This window comes from Citrobacter amalonaticus (assembly GCF_037053465.1).
GTDB lineage: Bacteria > Pseudomonadota > Gammaproteobacteria > Enterobacterales > Enterobacteriaceae > Citrobacter_A > Citrobacter_A amalonaticus_H.
Genome location: NZ_JBALIF010000005.1, coordinates 218991 through 244248, shown reverse-complemented (window position 1 = coordinate 244248; position 25258 = coordinate 218991). Strand labels below are relative to the sequence as shown.

Sequence of the window (25258 nt, the reverse complement as noted above, 5' to 3'; positions counted from 1 at the left end):
TGAGCAATCTCACGTTACAATCCCCCCTATGTCGACATCCCTCTCCGTGGTGGAGAGGGCCACCAACAGCCAGGCTTTTTCATGACTACCGAAACGCGTTCGCTCTACAGCCAGCTTCCTGCCATTGATCGTTTATTGCGTGAAAGTGAATTTCTGTCACTGCGTGACACCCACGGGCATACCCGCGTTGTGGATCTGCTCCGTCAGATGCTTGATGACGCGAGAGAGGCGATACGGGATACGCACGCGCTGCCGGCGTGGTGCGATAACTGGGCGCAGGAAGTGAGTACCAGACTGGAAAAAGAGTCGCAGAGTGCGCTGCGTCCGGTGATTAACCTGACAGGAACAGTACTGCATACCAATCTGGGCCGTGCGTTACAGGCGGAAGACGCTATTGCAGCCGTCACGCAGGCAATGCGTTCGCCGGTGACGCTGGAATATGATCTGGACGATGCCGGAAGAGGGCATCGCGATCGTGCGGTGGCGGCGCTGTTGTGTCGTCTCACCGGGGCGGAAGATGCCTGTATTGTGAATAATAACGCGGCGGCGGTACTGCTGATGCTGGCTGCTACGGCGGCGGGAAAAGAGGTGGTGGTTTCACGCGGTGAACTGGTGGAGATTGGCGGCGCGTTCCGTATCCCGGATGTGATGCGCCAGGCGGGGTGCAGACTGCATGAAGTCGGGACCACTAACCGGACGCACGCTAACGACTATCGTCAGGCGGTAAACGAAAACACCGGTCTGCTGATGAAAGTCCACACCAGTAATTACAGTATCGAGGGATTCACGAAATCCGTTGACGAAGCGGAACTGGCGCAAATCGGTCAGGCGCTGGATATTCCTGTCGTGGCGGATCTCGGTAGCGGTTCACTGATTGATTTGAGCCATTACGGTTTGCCTAAAGAGCCGATGCCGCAACAGTTGATTGCCGCCGGTGTCAGTCTGGTGAGTTTTTCAGGCGACAAACTGTTGGGGGGGCCACAGGCCGGGATCATCGTCGGCAAAAAAGAGTTGATTGCACAGTTGCAGAGCCATCCACTGAAACGGGCGCTGCGGGCGGACAAAATGACCCTTGCGGCACTCGAAGCGACGTTACGTCTTTACCTGCATCCGGAAGCGTTAGCCGACAAGCTACCAACGCTACGCCTGTTAACCCGTAGCAAAGAGACCATTCAGGCGCAGGCGGAACGACTTCAGGCCGCACTGGCGGCACACTACGCTGCAGAATTTGCGCTGAACGTGATGCCTTGCCTGTCGCAAATAGGTAGTGGTTCATTGCCGGTTGATCGGCTGCCCAGTGCAGCATTAACCTTTACACCGCACGACGGGCGCGGAAGCCGTCTTGAGGCGCTGGCAACCCGCTGGCGCGGGCTGCCGGTCCCGGTGATCGGCCGGATTTACGAAGGGCGTCTGTGGCTGGATTTGCGCTGTCTTGACGATGAGACCCGGTTTATGGAGATGTTGTTGAAATGATTATTGCGACCGCCGGACACGTTGACCACGGTAAAACAACGTTGCTGCAGGCGATTACCGGCGTGAATGCCGACCGCCTGCCGGAAGAAAAAAAGCGGGGTATGACTATCGATCTCGGTTATGCCTACTGGCCGCAGGCAGATGGCCGCGTGCTGGGTTTTATTGACGTACCGGGGCACGAGAAATTTCTCTCCAATATGCTGGCAGGCGTAGGCGGTATCGATCATGCGTTGCTGGTGGTGGCCTGCGACGATGGTGTGATGGCGCAAACGCGTGAACATCTGGCGATTCTGCAACTGACCGGGAATCCGACGTTGACGGTGGCATTGACCAAAGCCGATCGCGTGGATGAAACGCGAGTGCAGGAGGTTCAACAGCAAGTCAGGGAGGTGCTCGGTGAATTTGGCTTTGCCGATGCGACCTTGTTTGTTACTGCCGCCAGCGAAGGCCGTGGAATCGAGGCGCTGCGTGGGCATTTACAGCAGTTACCTGCCCGCGAGCATGCGGGAAATCACACCTTTCGTCTGGCGATCGACCGCGCCTTTACCGTCAAAGGTGCCGGGCTGGTGGTAACCGGAACCGCGTTAAGCGGTGAAGTGAACGTTGGGGATATGCTGTGGCTGACCGGCGTGAACAAGTCCATGCGCGTACGTGGACTTCATGCACAAAACCAGCCGACGGACCATGCCCACGCCGGGCAGCGCATTGCGCTGAATATTGCGGGGGATGCCGAAAAAGAACAGCTTAACCGTGGAGACTGGCTGCTTTCCGATGCGCCGCCAGAGCCGTTCACACGGGTGATTGTGGCGCTGGAAACCCATGCGCCGCTGACGCAATGGCAACCGCTACACATCCATCATGCTGCCAGCCACATCACGGGGCGCGTATCGCTACTGGAAGATAACCTGGCGGAACTGGTGTTCGATACGCCGCTATTACTGGCGGACAACGATCGGCTGGTATTGCGTGATATCGCTGCGCGCGTGACGCTTGCAGGGGCGCGGGTGGTTGCTCTCAATTCACCGCGCCGCGGAAAGCGTAAACCGGAGTATCTGCAGTGGCTGGCGTCACTGGCAACGGTGAAAGATGATGGTGCCGCGCTGGCTGTACATCTGCAACGCGGAGCAGTAAACCTGCCCGACTTTGCGTGGGCGCGGCAGTTAAATGGCGATGGCATGCGCTTGCTTATACAGCAGCACGGCTTTATTCAGGCAGGTTACAGCCTGTTGAGCGCGCCAGTTGCCGCACGCTGGCAGCGCAAAATCCTCGATACGCTGGCAACTTATCACGAACAGCATCGTGATGAGCCCGGCCCGGGGCGCGAACGCCTGCGCCGCATGGCGTTGCCGATGGAAGACGAAGCGCTGGTACTGCTGCTCATTGAACAGATGCGCGAGAGTGGCGAGATTCATAGTCACCATGGCTGGTTGCATTTACCAGAACACAAAGCCGGTTTTACTGACGAACAGCAGGCCATCTGGCTGAAAGTCGGCCCCTTGTTTAATGATGAGCCCTGGTGGGTGCGCGATCTGGCGCGCGAAACCGCGACGGAAGAGCAAACCATGCGTCTGGTGCTGCGTCAGGCGGCGCAGCAGGGGATGATTACGGCGATCGTGAAAGATCGTTACTACCGTAACGATCGCATTGTGGCCTTCGCCAGTATGATCCGTGAACAGGATTTGCAGAAAGGATCAACCTGCGCAGCCGATTTTCGCGACCGTCTGGGTGTGGGGCGCAAACTGGCTATCCAGATTCTGGAATATTTTGACCGGATTGGCTTTACGCGCCGCCGGGGTAATGATCATTTATTACGAGATGCGTTATTATTTCCTGAAAAAGAATAATACAAATTATTTATGATAAAATGAAATGATACAAATAATATATTGAATTAGAAAAGCGCATTAGAACATTGACCTAATGTGTTTTTTATTTTTTCGAACGTCAAATAACAACGATGATCATATTTTTTTCTGCTTTTCATTCGTATCCTGCTCGTCCACGTTAAATAATTAAGGATAGCTCAATGACCGCGACGACATTTTATATTCCCTCCGTGAATATAATTGGTGCTGATTCATTAAAAGATGCAATGAATACGATGGCAGAATATGGTTTTCGCCGAACGTTAATTGTGACGGATAAGGTACTTACACAATTAGGTATGGCGGCTGATATTCAAAAAGCATTGCAGGCCTATGATATTTTCAGCGTCATTTTTGATGGCACCCACCCAAATCCGACGACGAAAAATGTTGCAGATGGTCTTAAAATCCTTAAAGAAAATGACTGTGACAGCGTTATTTCACTGGGGGGAGGATCACCACATGATTGCGCGAAAGGGATTGCGCTGGTCGCGGCGAATGGCGGAGATATTCGTGATTATGAAGGCGTGGATCGTTCTGCAAAACCGCAACTGCCGATGATTGCGATAAACACGACAGCCGGTACTGCATCTGAGATGACGCGTTTTTGTATTATTACCGATGTCGAGCGTCACATTAAAATGGCGATTGTGGACAAACATGTCACACCGTTGCTCTCTGTGAATGACGCATTGCTGATGATTGGTATGCCGAAATCGCTGACGGCGGCGACGGGTATGGACGCACTGACTCATGCAATCGAAGCCTATGTATCCGTAGCGGCAACGCCTATCACTGATGCCTGCGCGTTGAAAGCCATCACCATGATTGCGGAGCATTTGGCCGTAGCCGTGGAAGAAGGGGGTAATGTGCATGCACGTGAAGCGATGGCTTATGCGCAGTTTCTCGCCGGGATGGCTTTTAACAACGCCTCTTTAGGTTATGTCCATGCGATGGCGCATCAGTTGGGCGGGTTTTATGACCTGCCACATGGCGTATGTAACGCCGTACTGCTGCCGCATGTTCAAATGTTTAACAGCCAGATTGCTGCAGCGCGTCTGCGTGACTGCGCAGAGGCGATGGGCGTGAACGTTGCAGGGATGACGGACTCTGAAGGCGCTGAAGCCTGTATCGATGCTATCCGTTCACTGGCGCAGCGAGTCAATATCCCGGCCGGTTTGCGTGAACTGGGTGTCAAAGAAAACGATATCCCTGTTCTTGCGACCAATGCATTGAAAGACGCCTGTGGGCTGACCAATCCCATCCAGGCGACGCACAGCGAGATTATGGCAATTTATCGCGCGGCGATGTAATTCGTGACCGTTGTCGTAAACCCATGAGTGACTGGCGAGAAAATCGCCAGTCACGTCTACCCTTGTTATATCCCTGTAGCAAGGAGACGATCATGACCAACAATCCCCCCCGTATTCAGCCCGGCGAATATGGTTTCCCTTTGAAGCTGAAGACCCGTTACGACAATTTTATTGGCGGCGACTGGGTGCCCCCGGCTGATGGCGAGTACTACCAGAATCTGACCCCCGTTACCGGGCAACTCTTATGCGAAGTGGCCTCTTCCGGTAAAAAGGACGTTGATTTGGCGCTCGATGCGGCCCACAAAGTGAAAGATCAGTGGGCGCACACCTCCGTTCAGGATCGTGCGGCGATTCTGCTCAGGATTGCCGACCGGATGGAACAAAACCTTGAGCTTCTGGCGACGGCGGAAACCTGGGATAACGGTAAGCCGATCCGCGAAACCCGTGCGGCTGACGTGCCGCTGGCTATCGATCATTTCCGTTATTTCGCTTCCTGTATTCGTGCTCAGGAAGGGGGAATCAGTGAGGTGGATAGCGACACGGTAGCGTATCACTTCCACGAACCGCTCGGCGTGGTGGGACAAATTATTCCATGGAACTTCCCGTTACTGATGGCAAGCTGGAAGATGGCACCCGCGCTGGCAGCAGGAAACTGCGTGGTGCTTAAGCCTGCCCGCCTGACACCGCTGTCAGTTTTACTGCTGATGGAATTGATTGGCGAGCTCCTCCCACCCGGTGTCGTCAACGTGGTAAACGGTGCTGGTGGTGAGATAGGCGAGTATCTGGCGACATCGAAACGGATTGCTAAAGTGGCCTTCACCGGCTCGACGGAAGTCGGCCAGCAGATCATGCAGTACGCCACGCAAAATATTATCCCGGTAACGCTGGAATTAGGTGGCAAATCACCCAACATTTTCTTCGCTGACGTGATGGATGAAGAAGATGCCTTCTTCGATAAAGCGCTGGAAGGCTTTGCGCTCTTTGCTTTTAATCAGGGCGAAGTATGTACCTGCCCGAGCCGCGCGCTGGTTCAGGAATCTATCTACGAACGCTTTATGGAGCGCGCCATTCGCCGCGTTGAAAGTATTCGCAGTGGTAATCCGCTCGACACCATGACGCAAATGGGAGCTCAGGTTTCTCATGGGCAGATGGAAACCATCCTGAATTACATTGATATTGGTAAGAAAGAGGGCGCGGATGTGCTGACCGGCGGGCGGCGTAAGCGGCTTGAAGGTGAACTGCAGGGCGGCTATTACCTCGAACCGACCATCCTGTCTGGTCAGAATTCTATGCGCGTATTCCAGGAGGAGATCTTTGGTCCGGTGCTGGCGGTGACCACATTTAAAACGGTGGATGAGGCGCTGGAACTGGCTAATGACACACAGTACGGGCTAGGGGCGGGTGTCTGGAGCCGTAACGGTAATCTGGCCTATAAAATGGGGCGTGGCATTCAGGCGGGACGAGTATGGACCAACTGCTATCACGCCTATCCCGCCCATGCGGCATTTGGCGGCTATAAGCAGTCGGGAATTGGGCGTGAAACACACAAAATGATGCTGGAACACTATCAGCAAACGAAGTGCCTGCTGGTGAGTTATTCAGACAAACCGCTGGGATTGTTCTGACGCATTATGTCAATGCCCGATGGGGTCTCCTGTCGGGCATGCTGCTTAATCCAGCACCTTAACCTGCAACGGACGGAAACGGCTGTAGACCCATAGCCCAAGGCAAGCAATGGAGCCGACAAATACAGTGAACAGCACGGTGATAAACAGACCACTGAACAACGCGGCGGGGATCGCCAGCGCCCCATGAATAGATTGATCGTTCCACTTCACCATGTCATAGCCGAACAGTCCCAGAACACCGCAAACTAAGCTGAATGTCATCATGGGAAGTCCCAGTCCGATTAACAGTAAACGGTAAATAATGGAGGCTTTAATACGCTTGATACTCACTGATGGAGTGGCTTCCTCGTTGTTCATCATTTTTTCCGGTTGTAGTGATATTTCAGCATGATAAACCACCGCCTGTATAAATGCCACCTGTTAAAATGAACGCAGTATATGTAAAACCATATGTCGTTATATAAATATCAAAATTGCACACTAACTGGTCAATCCACTATCATTTTCGAACTCATTTACTTCTATTTTAAAATTTCTCTGAGGGAAATATGTTTCTGGATTATTTTGCACTTGGGGTACTTATTTTTGTTTTCCTGGTTATTTTTTACGGGGTCATCATATTGCATGATATTCCCTACTTAATTGCGAAAAAACGCAATCATCCGCATGCCGATGCTATCCACGTTGCTGGCTGGGTGAGTTTGTTTACATTACATGTGATCTGGCCTTTCTTGTGGATTTGGGCAACGCTTTATCGTCCAGAGCGAGGGTGGGGCATGCAGCATCCGGATACTTCCGTTATTCAACTCCAGGAACGCATTGTCGGGCTGGAAAAACAATTAGCTGAGTTGAAATCCTCCTCTGTAGAGAATTGATTATGGATTTACTGATTATTCTGACCTATGTCGCTTTCGCATGGGCGATTTTTAAAATCTTCAAGATTCCAGTTAATAAATGGACAATACCCACTGCGGCATTGGGTGGGATAATTATTGTCAGTGGCTTAATATTATTAATGAACTATAACCACCCATACACATTTAAAGCACAAAAAGCGGTGGTCTCTATTCCGGTTGTTCCACAAGTTACTGGCGTTGTCATTGAAGTCACGGATAAGAAAAATACGCTGATTAAAAAAGGAGAGGTATTGTTCAGACTTGATCCAACGCGCTATCAGGCGAGGGTGGATCGTCTGCGGGCGGATCTCGTGACGGCGCAACACAAACAGGATGCGCTTGGCGCAGAGCTCAACGAAATGGCTGCCAATACTCAGCAGGCAAAAGCCACGCGGGATAAATTTGCGAAAGAGTATCAGCGTTATGCGCAGGGTAGCCTGGCGAAAGTGAATCCGTTTTCTGAGCGCGATATTGACGTGGCGCGACAGAACTATCTGGCGCAGGAAGCCTCAGTGAAATCATCCGCAGCGCAGCAACAGCAGATTCAAAGCCAACTGGACAGTCTGGTGCAGGGCGAGCATTCGCAAATCGCCAGCCTGAAAGCGCAACTGACCGAGGCGGAATATAATCTTGAACAAACGGTTGTACGTGCGCCGAGCGATGGTTATATCACGCAGGTACTGATTCGCCCTGGAACTTACGCCGCATCACTGCCGTTGCGTCCGGTGATGGTTTTTATTCCCGCTCAAAAGCGGCAAATTATTGCGCAATTCCGCCAGAATTCGCTGCTTCGCCTGGAACCTGGTGATGAAGCTGAAGTGGTGTTCAATGCCCTGCCGGGTAAGGTTTTTAGCGGTAAGCTGGCGGCAATAAGTCCTGCGGTGCCAGGGGGAACGTATCAGTCGAGCGGAACGCTGCAATCGTTAACCACGGCACCGGGTTCGGAAGGGGTTATCGCCACAATCGAGTTAAATGAACACGTTGATTTGAGCGCCTTACCGGATGGGATTTATGCACAGGTTGCGGTTTATTCAGACCATTTCACCCATGTTTCGGTGATGCGCAAAGTGCTGTTACGTATGACAAGTTGGGTACATTATCTGTACCTTGATCATTAACATTTCCCTTCGTCTGCCGGGACTTGCTCAGGCTGCAGGAGTTTGGACTGAGCAAGCTGGTGGCGAATTTCACGTAACATTTCATCCAGCACATATTGTACTCGCCATGGCTGGTATTCCCGTTTGCGAAAGATTGCAACCAGATCCAGCCACCATTCGTATTGTTCCGGAAAGCAGGGAGCCAGCGTACCGGCCAGCAGATCGCTTTGTACGCTTTTGTCAGGCGCAAAGACAATGCCCAAATGATTGCGCGCCAGTTCCAGCGCTGATTGAGTGTTGTCACAAACGTAATTCCCCGTAACGCGATAATCCCGAATCTCTTTGCATCCGGCGGCATTAAACTGCCAGATGTTGGCGTCATCAATCATCATGGAATCTATCAGAATACAGGAGTGATGCTCGAGATCGGCTGGTTGACTGATAGGATGCGCCTCAAGATAGGTGGGGCTGGCGAAGGCGGTTACCGCATATTTGGTGATAAAGCTGGCGACTAAAGACTCGTCTTTCGGATGTGCGTAGGTGATTAATATGTCGCAGTCATCAGGAAATTCAACGCCTTCAAAAAAAGCTTTCCGCTCAAGATTACACGTTTTCAGCGACAGCGTGATGTCGCCGATATCTTTGATTTGCGCAATGACATGTTTCGATAAGTAAGCGATGACACCTGTTGGCGCATACACGGTGACGCGTCCACGTTTTTCATGCTTATAATCAGCAATGAAATGATTGAGCTGCTCGTTTCTGTCAAGCATGTCATTAATGTAGGGCAGTAGAGCTGAGCCAAAAGGGGTAAGGGTCAGTTGCCGTGTAGTTCGTTCAAACACTTTCAAACCCACTTTTGATTCAAAATCAGCAAGATATTTGCTGACATTGGCCTGTGCGATGCCGAGCACAGTGGCTGCATGGCTGATGTTTTCACTGGCAGCAATGACCGAGATGATCTTTAATTCCCGGTGTTTAAGTTGTAATTTATTCATCGCAGCAATCCAATATATATATGATTTTGTATATTACTATATAAATATGCGCCTTGCACTGACGAATTTGTAAGCATTATTATGCTACCGACACTTTGTAGCTTATTTATAATGGAATGTCGGGCATGTTAATTAAACACAAAATAACGGCGCTGTTGGCTTTTTCTTTTATCGCCAGCGCATCAGCTTCAGAATTATCGGTCGGTGCAGGCGCGATATATAATGAATCACCTTATCGTGGGTATAATGAGAATACTCACGCGATTCCCCTTATCAGCTATGAAGGAGAATCATTTTATGTTCGACAGACCACGCTGGGATACATTCTGTCCAAGAGTGAACAAAATGAATTTAGTCTGACAGCATCCTGGATGCCGCTGGAGTTTGACCCTTCAGATAACGACGACCATGCCATGAAAAAGCTCGATAAACGCGATAGCACGATGATGGCGGGAGCGGCATGGTATCATCATGAAAACTGGGGTAGCGTGAAAGTTTCAGCGTCCGCAGACGTCCTGGATAACAGCAATGGATGGATTGGTGAGCTGTCATTGTTCCGCAAAATACCGGTTGGACAACTTTCCCTGATACCGTCCGTGGGCGTTTTTTACTACGACGAAAACTTCAATGACTATTATTACGGCGTCTCGGGTAAAGAGTCCCGTCGTAGTGGATTATCCACCTACTCAGCACAGGATAGTTGGGTTCCGTATGTTAGTCTGACAGCTAAATACCCTGTTACTGACAACATCATCCTGATGGCAAGCGCAGCATATAGCACCCTGCCAGACGAGATTAAAGACAGCCCAATGATTGACCGTGATGATAGCTTCACGTTCATATCAGGCGTGAGCTGGCGCTTCTAAAAGCGCGTGAAACAGAATTGCCGGGTGGCGGCCATTACCCGGCCTACGTTTATGCATATCCGTAGGTCTGTCGCCATCTGGCATATTTTTCTTACAAATCGGACAAGAGAGCTACACTCAAATATTGATGTCCTGTAATACGCCTGTCACCGTGAATTGCCATCCACTATTTTTAAGCATTGTTTATCCCCGCAGAATATTTAACTGAAATTTGTGATAAATATACCCACTTTGCTTGCAACATTGATTGTCTATTCTTAAACAGCGTTACCCTCTGTTAATTTGTTTTTAGTGTTTATATTGCACCGTCTAAATTTACCCCTCAGACATTCAGTCTACACTTTGCTGGAAGCGAAATGAAAATGAACGCTTCGAGTATGTATTGATATTAAATCTGTTTTTCCTAAACTTGCGCAAGACAATATCAACAAGGACTTGCACATGTTTAGCTATTGTTAGTTTGATAAAATGTGGGTATGTAATGATGGACTACCAGTTACATGGATTTATGATCGGTCGGGAAATATTTTTTGATATTAGTGAGTCGAGAATATTCAGACTTCCGGTAAATAAAATGGACAGTGTGATTTCATTTGGTGGTATATTTTTTAATCACACAATGCTTCGTTTGTTCGTTTATCTTTTACTGAATGCCAGAGCGCATTATGTTTCAAAAGATGAATTACTCGTCAACGTCTGGGAAAAAAATGAATTAAGCGCTTCCACACAGCGTTTGTCTACGATGGTAAAAAATCTTAATAACAAATTAAATTTGTTGGGATTACCCCAGCACTCTGTCGTCAGCGTAAAAGGAAGCGGTTACATACTGGCACTGGATAATATCCAACCGCTCTACCGTGTGGTGGATGAGGCAGATTATCAAATATAGATGTCACTTAATCTGGAGCCAGCTTATTCCGCAGCGTGATGTCGCCTGCGGATTATTATCCCTGGGCGTTTGCGCCCAGGTTTTTTTTGACTTGAGCCGGGAATATTGGGCGAATTTCCGAAAGGGGTCAGGCATCTGATAAAATTTCATCGTTTCCTCTGTTTGATCAAGGCGGCAATAGTATTCTCTCTGGCACTCTGTGGTTTTACAGCGGGGGGAGGGAGCAATGAACCGGTTTATCATGGCGGATGCGGCGAAGTGTATTGGTTGTCGCACCTGTGAAGTCGCATGTGTCGTTTCGCATCAGGAAAATCAGGACTGTGCAGCGGTATCAGCGAGTCATTTTGTCTCACGCATTCGGGTCATTAAAGAGAACACCCTGACCACCGCCGTTTCCTGCCACCAGTGTGAAGATGCGCCCTGTGCTAACGTCTGCCCAACGCAGGCAATTCGTCGCGAGCGTGGGCATATCTTTGTCGAACAGGCACGGTGTATCGGCTGTAAAAGCTGCATGCTGGCCTGCCCGTTCGGCGCAATGAATGTCGTCTCCCATGCTTCACGCGTGCAAGCGGTCAAATGCGATCTCTGCGTACATCGGGAAACCGGTCCTGCCTGTGTGGAGGCTTGCCCAACTGGGGCGTTGACGTGTACGGATGCGGTCCAGGTTCAGCAGCGGCGTTTACGCGCTCAACCATTGTAACGAGTGTCCCGGCCCTGGATGGCCGGGATTGGGTTACTGCTTCTCGCTCCAGGCGCGTTCAACCTCTTCCGCCAGAATTTTCACGCCAGCCTCAATTTTCTCCGGATCGGGCACATAGTTCATGCGCATACACTGATGCGTGTGCGGCCAGGGTTTATCGAGACCCGGGAAGAAGTAATGCCCCGGAACCATCAACACCCCACGTGCTTTCAGGCGCTGGTAGAGCAACTCGGTGGTAATCGGTAGATCCTGGAACCACAGCCACAGGAAAATTGCACCTTCCGGTTTATGAATTAAGCAGCGATTTTCCGGTAAATAGCGACGAATAATCGCAATTGTCTCCTGCACTCGCTGAGAGTAGAACGGTTTAATAACCGTCTCTGACAACCGCAACAGATCGTTACGCTTAATCATCTCGCACATCATTGCGGGTCCAATCCCACCGGGCGCCAGGCTAACAATGCCGTTCATATTGGTGATAGCGGTGATGATTTTTTCATTGGCAATGATAATGCCGCAGCGCGAACCCGGCAGGCCCAGTTTGGAAAGGCTCATGCACAGGACAATATTGGGGTTCCACAGGGGACGTGCTTCACTAAAAATAATCCCCGGGAACGGCACGCCGTAGGCGTTATCAATCACCAGTGGGATACCATTCTGGTTGGCCAGCCTGTCGAGTTTGATCAGCTCTTCATCCGTGATGACGTTACCCGTCGGGTTGGTGGGGCGGGACACACAGATCATCCCGGTTTCTTCACCTATGTGCAGGTGCTCAAAATCAACGTGATACTTAAACTGGCCTTCAGGCAGCAGCTCAATATTGGGTCGCGCTGAAACAAACAGGTCTTCTTCCAGCCCGGAATCCGCATAGCCGATGTACTCAGGGGCGAGCGGGAACAATACTTTTTTGGTGGTCCCGTCAGCGCGGCGGCCGGCAAAAAGATTAAACAAGTAGAAAAATGCGCTCTGGCTGCCATTTGTTAGCGCAATATTCTGTGGTTCGATATCCCAACCCAGATTCTCACGAAGTAGCGAAGCGAGCGCGGTGAGCAACTCGGTTTTGCCCTGCGGACCGTCATAATTACAAAGCGCATCAGTGGCTTTGCCGTTTTCCAGCATCTCTGCCAGTAGCGTATGGAAGTAATCTTGCATCGCCGGGATTTGCGCCGGATTACCACCGCCCAGCATGATCGCGCCGGGGGTACGTAAACCGTCGTTGAGGTCCTCCATCAGGCGAGTAATACCTGAATGGCGGGTGAATTTGTCGCCAAAAAGTGAAAATGTCATAACGGATGGTCTGTCAAACGCGGAATCAAAGTAAGTTACCTTAACGCCAGGACTGACAGGGTGCAAATCGAGCCGGAATGGCCATTTTAACGTTTTATGCTGGATGTTTTATTCAGGCTGGTTTTTTGTTTTGTGTCGCCGGATGCCAGTCTGACATCCGGCGACCATTCCCATCAGTGTTGTCCCGCCCAGACAACCATCACGGAGTCATCACCGTGTTGGCGTACAAAGCCGTAGCCCTGCGCCAGTGAGAGTGTGGTTTGTTTACCTGCCCCAATGGCCGGATGACGAGCTCTGAACTGGCCGAGGCGCTGCCAGTGGGCAATATTACTGGCAAAGTTGCCGCTGACATCCTGCCAGTTCATATCCGAGCGTGTGCCCTGTAGCGGATCGGAACCGGTTGGACCGAAAGGACGCGCTGATTCGTCACCATAAAAAATCTGTACCGCGCCTGGCGCTAACAGCAGTAATTCAGCGGCATTGCTGCCACCTTCACGAAACAGACGAGTGTCGTGCGAAGACAAGTAGCTCAGTACATTGAAATCCTGTAATTTCTCTGCCATTTGCTGCCAGGTAAGCTCCATGTGTGCCAGGCAATCAACCGCTTTTGCCGCCTGTTCCTGATAATCAAAGTTGATCATTGCGTCGAAGCCGTGGCGGTAGTAGTCGCTCTGCATTACGCCGTGACCCCAGGCCTCGCCGGTCATCCAGAACGGTTTATCATCAAGCGCTTTTCCTGGGTTTACCTTTTTCCATTCACGCAGCGCCGCGCTGGCCTCTGTTTTTAGCTGCTGCCAGGCCGGAAGTTCAACATGCTTCGCGGTATCGACGCGAAAACCATCCACACCATAATCACGCACCCATTGGCTCAACCAGTGGGTCAGATAGTCTCGCGGCGTATAACCGTCAATGGCTTTGGCGCGCGTATTGGTTTTGTGTTGATAAAACACCGGCAGGCCAGAGGGCGTTGTTGATTCGGTTTTCACATCTGGCAGGAAGGCCAGCGACAGGGTCAGATCGTCAAATCCTGGGTTGTCGTAATCGCCGATGTCTGTACGGATCCACGCTTTGCCCCACCATTTTTCCCATGCGGCCTTGTCGCCAAAGTTGATGTAATCATTGAAGCTATGCCAGCTTTGGCCCGCCGAGGGCTTCCAGTCCGTCCAGCGTTTGCCGAGCGTTTTTTCCTGCTCGTCGCCGGAAAGATAGAGTGCGCCGAATTTGAATTCCTGCATATCCGCCAGCGTCGCGTAGCCGGTATGGTTCATTACGACATCAAAAAGGATACGGATCCCGCGCTGGTGTGCACCATCAATGAGCGCGTGCAAATCGGCTTCGCTACCCATGTTGGCATCCAGTGTGGTCCAGTCCTGGGTGTAATAACCATGATAGGCGTAGTGCGGGAAATCCCCTTTTGTGCCGCCGCCGACCCAACCGTGGATTTGTTCGAACGGCGCGCTAATCCACAGCGCATTGACGCCCAGTTGTTGCAGATAATCCAGTTTGCTGGTCAGGCCGCGTAAATCACCACCGTGAAAGGTACCGATTTCCTCCTGGCCATCTTTATGGCGACCATAACTCAGGTCATTTGTGGTATCGCCATTCATAAAGCGATCGGTTAACACAAAATAAACGGTGGCGTTATGCCAGTCGAACGGCGCGGGGGCATCGGTTTCTGCCCGTTCCAGCAGTAACAAACCGTTACTGTCGGGGGCAGGTTGCAGGGTTACCCGTCCGTTTTTTACGGTGGCGGTTTGCTTACTGTAAAAATCACGCACCACGGTGCCTTCAGGGAAGGTGTGTACGACCTCGATCGTCAGCGGTGAGCCATCCCACCTGGGACACTGGCGAGTCACATTTAGCGCCGCTTCAGCCTCGCGTTGCACGGTAATCATCAGGGTGGGTGTGCCGGAGCGGGTATCTATTTCCAGAGTGTACTGGCCGTCTTTAAACAGCCGCCATTGCGGGGGCGCGCCCTCACAAGGTTTCAGCGACAGCATCTGATTGAGTTTTATCGTTCCGGCAGGCTGCCAGCACTGTTGGTCAAAATTGAGCGTTAAAGAGCGAGTACCCTTCGTCAAGTCCGCATGGCTGGTAAACTGACCGGTTCCCCCGGTGCTGAATGAGGGAAAGCCCTGAGAGGTCCATGTCGAGGCCATCGCGATACCGGGCAGAAATGCCAGGGTGATAGCGGCAAGTTTCATTGTGGGTCCTTTGTGCGGCGATTTTAACCAGTTTGCCTGAGAGCCCAGAAAGGAAAATCATCCCTGGTGGTTTTTGGCCAGGATGAGGTGTGTGGATGAGCGATCGAGAGCAAAAAACAGCCTAAAATTGCGATAGCCGCCACAGATTCTTCTAAATAATTCCCTGTGGGATAGTTTATGCGTGACATAATTTCAGAATTGGCCTATTCCTGAGGGTGCTCTTGAACGCTATTTTTGATATGATTTGGGATTCAGCTCTCAAAATTTTGAAAAGATAAGGTGTTGGAATGATTCAATCCGACCAGGAGACCTAATGATATTGACTCCCATACGACGATATGGGGCAATGATTCTCATGTCACTCACCATGGCATTTTCAGGTGGGGTGCTGGCAAAGACGCACACGACGACATCGAATCATAAGTCCCACGTAACCAAGACAAGTCATAAACAGGTAAGCAGTAAACAAGAGTATTCTCGCAATAGTGCAAAGAGCAGTTCACTTCCTGATTTGCGAAAATACCCTTCCGGAACACCAAGGAAAAAAGCGTTTCTCCGGACGGTTATGCCTTTTATTACCAGTCAAAATGCTGCGATCACGTCTGATCGCAACTGGTTGATTGCAAAGCAGTACCAGAATCGCTGGTCACCGACTGAGCGCGCGCGTATGAAAGATATCGCGAAGCGGTATAAAGTGAGTTGGTCTGGAAACACGCGCAGCATTCCGTGGAATACGTTGCTTGAGCGTGTCGACATTATCCCGACCAGCATGGTGGCGACAATGGCTGCGGCAGAAAGTGGTTGGGGTACCTCTAAGCTTGCGCGTACCAACAACAACCTGTTCGGCATGAAGTGTGCGAAAGGAAGTTGTAATAATGCGCCTGGTAAAGTGAAAGGCTACTCTCAGTTTGAGTCTGTCAAAGAGTCGGTTAACGCGTATGTGATCAACCTGAATACGCACCCGGCTTATGCTTCGTTCCGTAAATCGCGTGCGCAACTGCGCAAGGCGGATCAGGAAGTCACGGCGACAGCGATGATTCATAAGCTGCAGGGGTATTCAACAAAGGGGCAGAGTTACAACAACTATCTGTTTGCGATGTTCCAGGATAACCAACGATTAATCGCGGCGCATATGTAATCCCGGACGCCTTCTTTCCAGAAGGCGTTTTTGTTTTTCCTTTCAGCATCACATCAACACTTCACTGTTCAGATCGCGATACTCTTTTGGCGTTGTGTCGTACTCTTTCTTAAAGACGGAATAGAAATACTGCAGCGAAGGATAGCCACACATCTGCGAGATTTCGTTAATCGACAGGGTGGTGGAAATCAACAGGCTGCGGGCTTTCTCCAGCTTTTCGGCGTGGATGACCGCGTGAATGGTTTCTCCCACTTCCTCTTTAAATCGCTTTTCAAGGTTGGAACGTGAAATCCCGACAGCGTCCAGCACTTGATCTACTTTGATGCCTTTGCAGGCATGGTTGCGGATATAGTGCATCGCCTGAATGACGGCAGGGTCGGTGAGCGAGCGGTAATCTGTTGAACGGCGTTCCACGACGCGTACCGGTGGTACCAGTATACGTTGCAGCGGCATCTCTTCTTTTGCCAGCAGTCGGTGCAATAACTTAGCCGCCTGATAACCCATCTGTCTTGCGCCCTGAGCTACTGACGACAACGCTACCCGTGACAGATAGCGGGTCAGTTCTTCGTTATCAATCCCGATTACGCAAAGCTTCTCGGGCACGGGAATATGAAGGTGTTCACAGACCTGGAGAACATGACGGGCGCGGGCATCGGTGACGGCAATAATACCGGTTTGCGGCGGCAGCGTTTGTAACCAGTCTGCGAGCCTGTTTTGCGCGTGCTGCCAGAGTTCAGGCGCGGTTTCCAGCCCTTGATACACCACACCGCGATACTTCTCTTCTGCCACTAACTGGCGAAAAGCGTGCTCACGTTCTGCGGCCCAGCGCTTTCCACTGGAGGCGGGCAGTCCATAAAAAGCAAAGCGATTGACGCCTTTTTCTTTGAGATGCAGAAACGCGCTTTCCACGAGAGCGTAGTTATCGGTGGCAATGTAATGAACAGGGGGATAATTTTCCGCAAGATGGTAGGAACCGCCAACACCCACAATCGGTACACGGACATCGACGAGCAATTGTGCTATCTCATCGTCGTCATAATCGGCAATAACGCCATCGCCCAGCCACTCTTTGATGTTATCGATGCGGGCGCGGAAGTCCTCTTCGATGAAGATGTCCCATTCAGATTGCGAGGCTTGTAAATATTCACCGACCCCTTCCACCACCTGACGGTCGTAGGCTTTATTGGCGTTAAATAGCAGGGTAATACGGTGACGTTTATCAAACATGGTTCTTTCTCTGCTCAATCATTCATAAACAGCAATGCCGGACGACATTGACCGGCATTGAAAATAGCCCCATTTTTCCCCTCAGGCGCGGCGTTTTGTCGCTGAATCCATCCAGACTGCCAGCAACAGAATCGCGCCCTTCACGATGTACTGCCAGAAAGTGGGGACGTCCATCATACTCATTCCGTTATCCAGGGAAGCCATAATAAATGCGCCCATTACCGCGCCGGCAACGCTTCCTACGCCTCCGGCAAGGCTTGTTCCACCTATGACACAGGCGGCAATCGCGTCCAGTTCAGCGATGTTCCCGGCGGAAGGCGACCCGGCACCAAGACGAGAACTAAGGATAAGCCCGGCGATAGCCACCATCAGACCGTTGATGGCGAACACTGCCAGTTTGGTTCGCGCGACGTTAATGCCTGAAAGACGGGCGGCTTCCAGATTTCCGCCGATGGCGTAAATGCGTCGACCAAAGGCCGTTCGTGTTGCCATAAACATACCGGCCAGCAGCAGGAAAACCAGCAGCAGTACCGGTGTCGGGACACCGCGATAATCATTCAGTAACCAGATTGCCCCTAATACAATAATGGCGGTTAATGCCTGGCGGCCTACTACGCCGGTGGACGCTGGGGTATCGAGATCCAGCGATTGTCGACGCATCCGTCCACGCCACTGCCAGCCGATGAAAGCCATTAACCCGATAGCGCCAATCGTGAAACCCAGGCCATCAGATAAGTAGCTTTGACCAATTTGTGACATCGCGGCACTGGTTGGCGATACGGTTGTACCATTAGTGATGCCGATGAGGATACCGCGAAAAGCCAGCATCCCGGCCAGTGTCACAATAAACGACGGGACCTTGCGATAGGCGACCCACCAGCCATTCCATGCACCGAGCAGCAAACCCAGCGCCAGCGTCACCACAATGGTTAATGGCAGCGGCCAGCCCAGCCAGACGTCACAAATGGCCGCGACGCCCCCCAGCAACCCCATCATGGAGCCGACGGAAAGGTCGATTTCTGCCGAGATAATGACGAACACCATGCCGACCGCCAGGATCCCCGTAATCGCGGTCTGGCGGAGCAGGTTAGAAACGTTGCGCGCGCTGAGATACGCACCGTCTGTAGTCCAGGTGAAGAACAGCATGATCACGATAATCGCTGCGATCATCACGAATACCTGCAAATTCAGCGATTTAATCCTGGGAAAAACGCCCGTCAGAGGGGCGGCTAGTTTTACTTCAGACGGATTGCTTTTCGACATGATGTTCGCTCCTCAATGCGGCTTCCATCACCTGCTCTTGTGTCAGGTTATGATTGACCAGGTTTGCTTTCAGTTTTCCTTCATGCATCACCAGAATGCGGTCGCTGAGTCCAAGGACTTCAGGCAACTCTGACGAGATGACGATGACGGCAATACCCTGCTGAACAAGCTGGTTTATGAGTTTGTAGATTTCATATTTCGCGCCGATATCGATACCCCGGGTAGGTTCATCCAGGATGAGGATTTGCGGGTTGAGTAACAGGCAGCGCGCCAGAATCGCTTTTTGTTGATTTCCGCCGCTCAGACGGCCGATCGCCAGCTCAGGAGAGGACGTTTTAACCTTCAGGCGCTGGAGGGATTCCAGGATGCACTTATATTCAGCGGCGTCGTCCAGTTGGCTTATTTTGCCAGTAAATTGATCAAGCGCGGCAAGGGTGATGTTCTTCCCGACGGCCATGACCGGCACGATACCATCGCGTTTACGATCTTCCGGCACCATGGCAATGCCGTGAGCGATAGCCTGCTGGCAATTGCGGATGTTAACGGGTTGCCCGGCAATTTCGACGTGCCCTTCCCAGCGACCGGGCCACACGCCAAACAGACACTGAACAAGCTCGGTCCGTCCTGCGCCCACCAAACCCGCAACCCCCAGGATTTCGCCGCGTTTTAGCGAAAAGGAGACATCATTCACGCGCTTGATATGGCGATTAACAGGGTGCCAGGCCGTCAGATGTTCAACGCGTAAAATGTCCTCGCCCGTAGTATGAGGCTCGCTGGGATAGAGCGCAGTGAGTTCGCGGCCGACCATCATCGTGATGATGTCGTCTTCGCTCATGCCTGAGGCTCCACGGGTGCCAATATGCTTGCCATCGCGGATCACGCAGATGGTATCGGAAATGGCTTTCACTTCATTCAGCTTGTGCGAAATGTAAATGCAGGCAATATCATGCTGTTGCAGGTCGCGGATAATGTCTAACAGCACAGTTGTTTCTTGCTCAGTGAGCGAAGCCGTCGGCTCATCAAGAATCAGCAACCGCACCTGCTTATTGAGGGCCTTAGCGATTTCCACTAACTGTTGCTGACCAAGACCCAATTCGCCCACGCGGGTATCGGGTGAAATCGACAGGCTGACCTGTCTAAGTAACTTTTGGCAGCGCAAGGTCATCTGTTCGTAATCAAGAACGCCATGACGACTTATTTCGCTACCAAGAAAGATATTTTCCAGGACGGTTAAATGTTTAACCAGCGCCAGTTCCTGATGAATAATGGCAATGCCTTTGCGTTCAGTATCTCGAATATGGCTGGCCTGTAGCGTTTCTCCCGCAAAGACAATTTCACCGTCATAGGTACCGTGAGGATAAATGCCGCACAGTACTTTCATCAGCGTCGACTTACCTGAGCCATTTTCGCCACATAATGAAACGACTTCACCGGAATTAAGGCTGAGGCTGACGTTATCAATGGCCTTCACTGCGCCGAAGGTTTTAGTGATGTTCTTCATTTCAAGTAGACAGGACATAGCGACTCCACATAAGCCAATGAGAGAACCCGGCGAACCCGGAAATGCGCGCCCACGACCTGCGCCGGGGCGCCGCGCTTAGAGATCGCTCTGCTTATGGAAACCGTCTTTGATCACTGTCTCAGTGATGTTGTTCTTGTTGACGTCAATAGGCGTCAGCAAACGGGAGGGAACATCTTTCAGACCGTTATTCAGCGTAGCATCGGCTTTTGGCTGCTGTCCGTTGCCCAGTTCGACGGCAATCTCTGCAGCGGTGTTTGCCAGCAGCGTAATCGGTTTATAGACCGTCATTGTTTGCGTACCCGCGACAATCCGTTTTATGCCCGCAAGATCGGCGTCCTGGCCTGAAATCGCCACTTTTCCTGACAGTCCCTGGGCGCTGAGTGCCTGAATAGCACCACCGGCAGTCGCGTCATTGGAGGCGACAACGGCGTCAATTTTGTTGTTATTCGCCGTTAATGCGTTTTCCATAATTTTCAGCGCGTTTTCAGGTAACCAGCCATCAACCCACTGATCGCCAACAACCTTTATTTTTCCAGCGTCGATATAGGGTTTTAACACTTTCATCTGGCCAGCGCGGAAGAGCTTGGCATTATTATCAACAGGAGAGCCGCCCATCAGGAAATAATTCCCCTGGGGGACACGCTCAACCAAAGCCTGAGCCTGTAATTCGCCCACTTTTTCATTATCGAAGGAAATATAAAAATCAATATCCGCGTCATTAATCATGCGATCGTAAGCTAATACTTTAATCCCTTCTTGTTTTGCTTCTTTCACGACATTACTTAATACCTGTCCGTTATAAGGAATAATAACAAGGACATCGACACCGCGGTTGATCATGTTTTCAATCTGCGACATCTGGGTTTCTTCGTTACCATTGGCAGATTGCACAAAGACTTTTGCGCCAAGCGACTCCGCTTTACTAACGAAAATATCGCGATCTTTCTGCCAGCGCTCAAGACGCAGGTCATCTATGGCCATTCCGATTTTGATTTCTTTGGCATGTCCCGCCATGCTGGTCAGAACAAGGGAGGCGCAGACGGTGAGTAAGAGGTTCTTTATCTTCATAATCGTGATGCCTTTTGTTAGGGGAAAGCAACAATAAAAGTAACAATCACAGCGTAAGACGTTGCAGATTTTTAGCAATTACTACGGGGAAGACAATTATAGATTTTTATCTTTCTATTACGATATTTGGTTTATTTCCTGAATTATGACCGGGATCGTATTTTTTATCGGCAGGTTTGTATGTTGCATTTATGTCTGTGGAATACCCATTTCTTGCAAGTGGGTATTTTATTTTGCGAGCTGGCGCACACTTGTGAATTATCTCAATAGCAGAGTGAAATAACATAATTGAGCAACCGCTATTGAGTGCTCAATATTACGGCATTACCTATCCCCGCCGTATTCCCTGATTATGGAGTTCATTATGCAGGCATATTTTGACCAACTCGAACGCGTACGTTATGAAGGCACTCAATCCACTAACCCATTAGCTTTCCGTCATTACAATCCTGATGAAGTCGTGATGGGCAAACGGATGGAAGATCATCTGCGTTTTGCCGCCTGTTACTGGCATACCTTCTGCTGGAATGGCGCCGATATGTTTGGTGTGGGGGCATTTGATCGCCCATGGCAGCAACCGGGTGATGCGCTGGCGCTGGCGAAGCGTAAAGCTGACGTCGCGTTTGAGTTTTTCCACAAGCTGAATGTCCCTTTTTATTGCTTCCACGATGTCGATGTTTCCCCGGAAGGCGCGTCACTCAAAGAGTACAAAAATAACTTTGCTCAGATGGTGGATGTGCTGGCGGCGAAACAAGAGCGGAGTGGGGTAAAACTGCTGTGGGGAACGGCTAACTGCTTTACCAATCCTCGTTATGGCGCGGGCGCGGCGACGAACCCGGACCCGGAAGTCTTCAGTTGGGCGGCGACTCAGGTTGTGACAGCGATGGATGCCACGCACAAACTGGGGGGGGAGAACTACGTCTTGTGGGGGGGGCGTGAAGGATATGAAACGTTACTGAATACGGACCTGCGTCAGGAACGTGAGCAAATTGGTCGCTTTATGCAGATGGTTGTGGAACACAAACACAAAACGGGATTCCAGGGGACGCTGCTGATTGAGCCGAAACCGCAGGAGCCTACCAAACATCAGTACGACTACGATGCCTCCACCGTCTACGGCTTCCTCAAGCAGTTCGGTCTGGAAAAAGAGATCAAACTCAACATAGAGGCTAACCACGCGACTCTGGCAGGCCACTCTTTCCATCATGAGATTGCGACGGCCATTGCGCTGGGTCTGTTTGGTTCTGTGGATGCCAACCGTGGCGACGCGCAACTGGGTTGGGATACCGACCAGTTCCCGAATAGCGTGGAAGAGAACGCGCTGGTGATGTACGAAATTCTGAAGGCGGGCGGGTTCACCACCGGTGGTCTGAACTTTGACGCGAAGGTTCGCCGCCAGAGCACCGATAAGTACGATCTGTTCTACGGTCACATCGGCGCGATGGACACCATGGCGCTGTCGCTGAAAATTGCGGCGCGTATGATTGAAGATGGCGAGCTCGATAAACGTGTCGCGAAGCGTTATGCCGGCTGGAATAGCGAACTGGGCCAGCAGATCCTGAAAGGGCAGATGTCGTTAAGTGAACTGGCGCAGTACGCCGAACAGCATAATCTGGCGCCAGTGCATCAGAGCGGCCATCAGGAGCGACTGGAAAACCTGGTGAATCATTACCTGTTCGACAAATAATCGACATCGCCGGACGGCGTGGTGGATGTCCGGTCTGTGGTTTTACTGGCCCGGTGAGCGTTATGCCACCGGGCACTTTCAGTTAAGGAGCCCACTTTATGTATATCGGGATCGATCTTGGCACCTCAGGCGTAAAAGTGATTTTGCTCAATGAGCAGGGTGAGGTTGTCGCGACGCAAACGGAAAAACTTACCGTCTCCCGTCCTCATCCGCTATGGTCGGAGCAGGACCCGGAACAGTGGTGGCTGGCGACAGACCGTGCGATAAAGGCACTGAGTCAACAGCATGCGTTAAGCGCAGTGAAAGCGATGGGGATAGCCGGACAGATGCACGGCGCGACGCTGCTCGACAGCCAACAGAAGGTTCTGCGACCAGCGATTTTATGGAATGACGGGCGATGCGGCGAGGAATGCGCGTTGCTTGAATCCAGGGTCGCGCAGTCACGCGCGATCACCGGTAACCTGATGATGCCGGGGTTTACCGCGCCAAAGTTGCTATGGGTTCAGCGTCACGAACCTGAGGTTTTCAGCCAGGTTGCGAAGGTGCTGCTGCCAAAAGACTATCTGCGCTTACGCATGACAGGTGAGTATGCCAGTGACATGTCAGACGCAGCGGGAACGATGTGGCTGGATGTGGAAAAGCGTGACTGGAGTGATGTGATGTTGAACGCATGTGGCCTGAACCGTGACCATATGCCAGCCTTATTTGAAGGTCCAGAGATAACCGGGACATTACTGCCTGAAGTGGCGACGGCGTGGAATATGCCAGCGATCTCCGTGGTAGCCGGCGGGGGTGATAATGCCGCTGGTGCGGTCGGTGTGGGTATGGTAAATGCCGATCAGGCTATGCTCTCGCTGGGTACGTCGGGCGTTTATTTTGCCGTCAGTGAGGGTTTTCTGAGTAAGCCGGAAAGCGCGGTGCACAGTTTCTGTCATGCGCTGCCTGAACGATGGCATTTGATGTCGGTAATGTTAAGTGCGGCTTCCTGTCTGGACTGGGCGGCAAACTTAACGGGGCTGGTGACCGTGCCGTCGTTGATTGATGCCGCGCAGCAGGCCGACGATGCGGCAGATCCTGTCTGGTTTCTTCCTTACCTATCCGGTGAACGCACACCGCATAATAACCCCCAGGCAAAAGGCGTTTTCTTTGGCCTGACCCATCAGCACGGCCCGGCTGAACTGGCACGTGCCGTGCTGGAAGGCGTAGGGTATGCATTGGCTGACGGGATGGATGTGGTACATGCCTGTGGCGTCAAACCTCGCAGCATTACGCTGATTGGGGGCGGCGCGCGCAGTGGATACTGGCGGCAAATGCTGGCGAATATCAGCGGATTGCAGTTGGACTACCGTACCGGAGGGGATGTGGGCCCGGCTTTGGGGGCAGCGCGCCTGGCGCAGATTGCGATGAATCCTGAAAGGCCAATTGAAGAACTGTTACCACAACTTCCGCTTGAGCAAACGCACACGCCTGATGCACAGCGCCATACTGTTTATCTACAGCGTCGTGATACCTTCCGACGTCTTTATCAGCAATTACTTCCGCTGATGTCCTGAACCAGAATCCCTCCTGGAGGACAGGAGGGATTAATGCAATGTATATCAAAAATCCATCAATACATTAATTACATGGATTTATTCTGAAATTCCATTCACTGACGATTTTCCATTGTTGTCTCCCATCGCTTATCCCTAATCTGCACCTGTTTGATAAGGAGATCCCAGTGAAAAGCGCAACGTTAATCTCTTGGCTGTTGTTCATTTCAGGTACGTTGACTTACATGATTGGTTTATGGCTGGCCTGTCCGTTATTAAGCGGGAAGGGCTATTTTTTAGGGGTTTTATTGACCGCAATGTTTCTGACTTACGTCTATTTGCGTGAGGAAAAACGCGGACAACTGGATGATAGATTCATTTCGGTGTGCCAGATGGTGGCACTAATAACGTTGGGGCTGTTTCTGGTTGGGATCCTCAACGCGCCCCTGTCGCCTGGTGAGCGGGGTCTCTATCCCGTAGCCCTTTTTGTCAGTCTGCTGGGGTTGGTTAGAATTTTACGTCAATAAAAAAGTAAAAATAAGGAAAACATTTTGCTCTGGGGTTGGCTGGTTTGTTATCTGTTTCGTCGTCTGAAGCGACGTTTT

21 protein-coding genes are annotated in these 25258 nt (G+C 51.3%); 13 read left to right on the top strand and 8 right to left on the bottom strand.

Annotated elements, in window-relative coordinates; all coding sequences use genetic code 11:
- Positions 1 to 81 precede the first annotated feature (81 nt).
- From selA to aldB, 4 genes are all read left to right on the top strand, one after another.
- The gene (gene selA, locus WB371_RS10800; protein WP_336220060.1) at positions 82 to 1473 is read left to right on the top strand and encodes an L-seryl-tRNA(Sec) selenium transferase; all 1392 of its coding nucleotides are present in this window, start codon (positions 82 to 84) and stop codon (positions 1471 to 1473) included.
- Positions 1470 to 3317, top strand: a complete 1848-nt coding sequence (gene selB, locus WB371_RS10795; protein ID WP_336220059.1) for a selenocysteine-specific translation elongation factor — start codon at positions 1470 to 1472, stop codon at positions 3315 to 3317. The genes selA and selB overlap by 4 nt, the downstream gene beginning before the upstream one ends.
- Before the next feature lie 182 nt (positions 3318 to 3499).
- Entirely contained in the window at positions 3500 to 4651 is a 1152-nt protein-coding gene (gene yiaY / locus WB371_RS10790; protein ID WP_336220058.1) for an L-threonine dehydrogenase, read from the top strand.
- A 92-nt stretch (positions 4652 to 4743) separates the two neighbouring features.
- Positions 4744 to 6276, top strand: coding sequence for an aldehyde dehydrogenase AldB (gene aldB, locus WB371_RS10785; RefSeq protein ID WP_336220057.1), 1533 nt, complete (start codon positions 4744 to 4746; stop codon positions 6274 to 6276).
- A gap of 45 nt (positions 6277 to 6321) precedes the next feature.
- Here aldB and WB371_RS10780 read toward each other — a convergent pair whose 3' ends face one another.
- Positions 6322 to 6639 carry a hypothetical protein gene (locus tag WB371_RS10780; RefSeq protein WP_336220056.1) on the bottom strand — a complete coding sequence of 106 codons (318 nt, stop codon included), beginning with the start codon at positions 6637 to 6639 and terminating at the stop codon, positions 6322 to 6324.
- A gap of 188 nt (positions 6640 to 6827) precedes the next feature.
- On the opposite strand from WB371_RS10780, the gene WB371_RS10775 reads away from it, so the two are divergent.
- Positions 6828 to 7154, top strand: coding sequence for a DUF3302 domain-containing protein (locus WB371_RS10775; RefSeq protein WP_336220055.1), 327 nt, complete (start codon positions 6828 to 6830; stop codon positions 7152 to 7154).
- A 2-nt stretch (positions 7155 to 7156) separates the two neighbouring features.
- Positions 7157 to 8293, top strand: coding sequence for an HlyD family secretion protein (locus tag WB371_RS10770; protein WP_336220054.1), 1137 nt, complete (start codon positions 7157 to 7159; stop codon positions 8291 to 8293).
- On the opposite strand, the gene WB371_RS10765 is transcribed toward WB371_RS10770, so the two are convergent.
- Entirely contained in the window at positions 8290 to 9270 is a 981-nt protein-coding gene (locus tag WB371_RS10765; RefSeq protein ID WP_336220053.1) for a LysR family transcriptional regulator, read from the bottom strand. The two genes, WB371_RS10770 and WB371_RS10765, sit on opposite strands and share 4 nt — an antisense overlap.
- Before the next feature lie 125 nt (positions 9271 to 9395).
- Between WB371_RS10765 and WB371_RS10760 the strand changes: the two genes are divergently transcribed.
- From WB371_RS10760 to WB371_RS10750, 3 genes are all read left to right on the top strand, one after another.
- Complete coding sequence (locus tag WB371_RS10760) at positions 9396 to 10136, top strand: MipA/OmpV family protein (RefSeq protein ID WP_336220052.1); 741 nt, start codon at positions 9396 to 9398, stop codon at positions 10134 to 10136.
- Between the two features lie 481 nt (positions 10137 to 10617).
- Positions 10618 to 11025: a winged helix-turn-helix domain-containing protein gene (locus WB371_RS10755; RefSeq protein WP_336220051.1), complete on the top strand. Its 408-nt coding sequence runs from the start codon at positions 10618 to 10620 to the stop codon at positions 11023 to 11025.
- Between the two features lie 226 nt (positions 11026 to 11251).
- Positions 11252 to 11725: a 4Fe-4S binding protein gene (locus tag WB371_RS10750; protein WP_336220050.1), complete on the top strand. Its 474-nt coding sequence runs from the start codon at positions 11252 to 11254 to the stop codon at positions 11723 to 11725.
- 33 nt (positions 11726 to 11758) lie between these two features.
- Here WB371_RS10750 and avtA read toward each other — a convergent pair whose 3' ends face one another.
- Together avtA and malS are read right to left on the bottom strand one after the other, a co-directional pair.
- The gene (gene avtA, locus WB371_RS10745; protein ID WP_336220049.1) at positions 11759 to 13012 is read right to left on the bottom strand and encodes a valine--pyruvate transaminase; all 1254 of its coding nucleotides are present in this window, start codon (positions 13010 to 13012) and stop codon (positions 11759 to 11761) included.
- Positions 13013 to 13185: 173 nt separating this feature from the next.
- On the bottom strand, positions 13186 to 15216 hold the full coding sequence (malS, locus tag WB371_RS10740; RefSeq protein WP_336220048.1) for an alpha-amylase: 2031 nt from the start codon (positions 15214 to 15216) through the stop codon (positions 13186 to 13188).
- Positions 15217 to 15529: 313 nt separating this feature from the next.
- On the opposite strand from malS, the gene WB371_RS10735 reads away from it, so the two are divergent.
- Complete coding sequence (locus WB371_RS10735) at positions 15530 to 16354, top strand: protein bax (protein ID WP_336220047.1); 825 nt, start codon at positions 15530 to 15532, stop codon at positions 16352 to 16354.
- A gap of 48 nt (positions 16355 to 16402) precedes the next feature.
- On the opposite strand, the gene xylR is transcribed toward WB371_RS10735, so the two are convergent.
- The 4 genes from xylR to xylF all read right to left on the bottom strand — a co-directional run bounded on the left by xylR (position 16403) and on the right by xylF (position 21434).
- Entirely contained in the window at positions 16403 to 17581 is a 1179-nt protein-coding gene (gene xylR, locus WB371_RS10730; RefSeq protein WP_336220046.1) for a D-xylose utilization transcriptional activator XylR, read from the bottom strand.
- An 81-nt stretch (positions 17582 to 17662) separates the two neighbouring features.
- Positions 17663 to 18844, bottom strand: a complete 1182-nt coding sequence (gene xylH, locus WB371_RS10725; protein ID WP_336220045.1) for a xylose ABC transporter permease XylH — start codon at positions 18842 to 18844, stop codon at positions 17663 to 17665.
- Positions 18822 to 20363, bottom strand: a complete 1542-nt coding sequence (locus WB371_RS10720) for a xylose ABC transporter ATP-binding protein (protein ID WP_336220044.1) — start codon at positions 20361 to 20363, stop codon at positions 18822 to 18824. The genes xylH and WB371_RS10720 overlap by 23 nt, the downstream gene beginning before the upstream one ends.
- 78 nt (positions 20364 to 20441) lie before the next feature.
- Positions 20442 to 21434: a D-xylose ABC transporter substrate-binding protein gene (gene xylF, locus WB371_RS10715; protein WP_336220043.1), complete on the bottom strand. Its 993-nt coding sequence runs from the start codon at positions 21432 to 21434 to the stop codon at positions 20442 to 20444.
- Between the two features lie 364 nt (positions 21435 to 21798).
- On the opposite strand from xylF, the gene xylA reads away from it, so the two are divergent.
- The 3 genes from xylA to yiaB all read left to right on the top strand — a co-directional run bounded on the left by xylA (position 21799) and on the right by yiaB (position 25180).
- Positions 21799 to 23121: a xylose isomerase gene (xylA, locus tag WB371_RS10710; RefSeq protein WP_336220041.1), complete on the top strand. Its 1323-nt coding sequence runs from the start codon at positions 21799 to 21801 to the stop codon at positions 23119 to 23121.
- Positions 23122 to 23219: 98 nt separating this feature from the next.
- On the top strand, positions 23220 to 24674 hold the full coding sequence (gene xylB / locus WB371_RS10705; protein WP_336220040.1) for a xylulokinase: 1455 nt from the start codon (positions 23220 to 23222) through the stop codon (positions 24672 to 24674).
- Positions 24675 to 24841: 167 nt separating this feature from the next.
- Positions 24842 to 25180: an inner membrane protein YiaB gene (yiaB, locus tag WB371_RS10700; RefSeq protein ID WP_336220039.1), complete on the top strand. Its 339-nt coding sequence runs from the start codon at positions 24842 to 24844 to the stop codon at positions 25178 to 25180.
- The last annotated feature ends 78 nt before the right edge of the window (positions 25181 to 25258 follow it).

Coding starts and splice junctions, on each gene's coding strand:
- selA (WP_336220060.1), top strand. CDS start 82: ATGACTACCGAAACGCGTTCGCTCTACAGCCAGCTTCCTGCCATTGAT.
- selB (WP_336220059.1), top strand. CDS start 1,470: ATGATTATTGCGACCGCCGGACACGTTGACCACGGTAAAACAACGTTG.
- yiaY (WP_336220058.1), top strand. CDS start 3,500: ATGACCGCGACGACATTTTATATTCCCTCCGTGAATATAATTGGTGCT.
- aldB (WP_336220057.1), top strand. CDS start 4,744: ATGACCAACAATCCCCCCCGTATTCAGCCCGGCGAATATGGTTTCCCT.
- WB371_RS10780 (WP_336220056.1), bottom strand. CDS start 6,639: ATGATGAACAACGAGGAAGCCACTCCATCAGTGAGTATCAAGCGTATT.
- WB371_RS10775 (WP_336220055.1), top strand. CDS start 6,828: ATGTTTCTGGATTATTTTGCACTTGGGGTACTTATTTTTGTTTTCCTG.
- WB371_RS10770 (WP_336220054.1), top strand. CDS start 7,157: ATGGATTTACTGATTATTCTGACCTATGTCGCTTTCGCATGGGCGATT.
- WB371_RS10765 (WP_336220053.1), bottom strand. CDS start 9,270: ATGAATAAATTACAACTTAAACACCGGGAATTAAAGATCATCTCGGTC.
- WB371_RS10760 (WP_336220052.1), top strand. CDS start 9,396: ATGTTAATTAAACACAAAATAACGGCGCTGTTGGCTTTTTCTTTTATC.
- WB371_RS10755 (WP_336220051.1), top strand. CDS start 10,618: ATGATGGACTACCAGTTACATGGATTTATGATCGGTCGGGAAATATTT.
- WB371_RS10750 (WP_336220050.1), top strand. CDS start 11,252: ATGAACCGGTTTATCATGGCGGATGCGGCGAAGTGTATTGGTTGTCGC.
- avtA (WP_336220049.1), bottom strand. CDS start 13,012: ATGACATTTTCACTTTTTGGCGACAAATTCACCCGCCATTCAGGTATT.
- malS (WP_336220048.1), bottom strand. CDS start 15,216: ATGAAACTTGCCGCTATCACCCTGGCATTTCTGCCCGGTATCGCGATG.
- WB371_RS10735 (WP_336220047.1), top strand. CDS start 15,530: ATGATATTGACTCCCATACGACGATATGGGGCAATGATTCTCATGTCA.
- xylR (WP_336220046.1), bottom strand. CDS start 17,581: ATGTTTGATAAACGTCACCGTATTACCCTGCTATTTAACGCCAATAAA.
- xylH (WP_336220045.1), bottom strand. CDS start 18,844: ATGTCGAAAAGCAATCCGTCTGAAGTAAAACTAGCCGCCCCTCTGACG.
- WB371_RS10720 (WP_336220044.1), bottom strand. CDS start 20,363: ATGTCCTGTCTACTTGAAATGAAGAACATCACTAAAACCTTCGGCGCA.
- xylF (WP_336220043.1), bottom strand. CDS start 21,434: ATGAAGATAAAGAACCTCTTACTCACCGTCTGCGCCTCCCTTGTTCTG.
- xylA (WP_336220041.1), top strand. CDS start 21,799: ATGCAGGCATATTTTGACCAACTCGAACGCGTACGTTATGAAGGCACT.
- xylB (WP_336220040.1), top strand. CDS start 23,220: ATGTATATCGGGATCGATCTTGGCACCTCAGGCGTAAAAGTGATTTTG.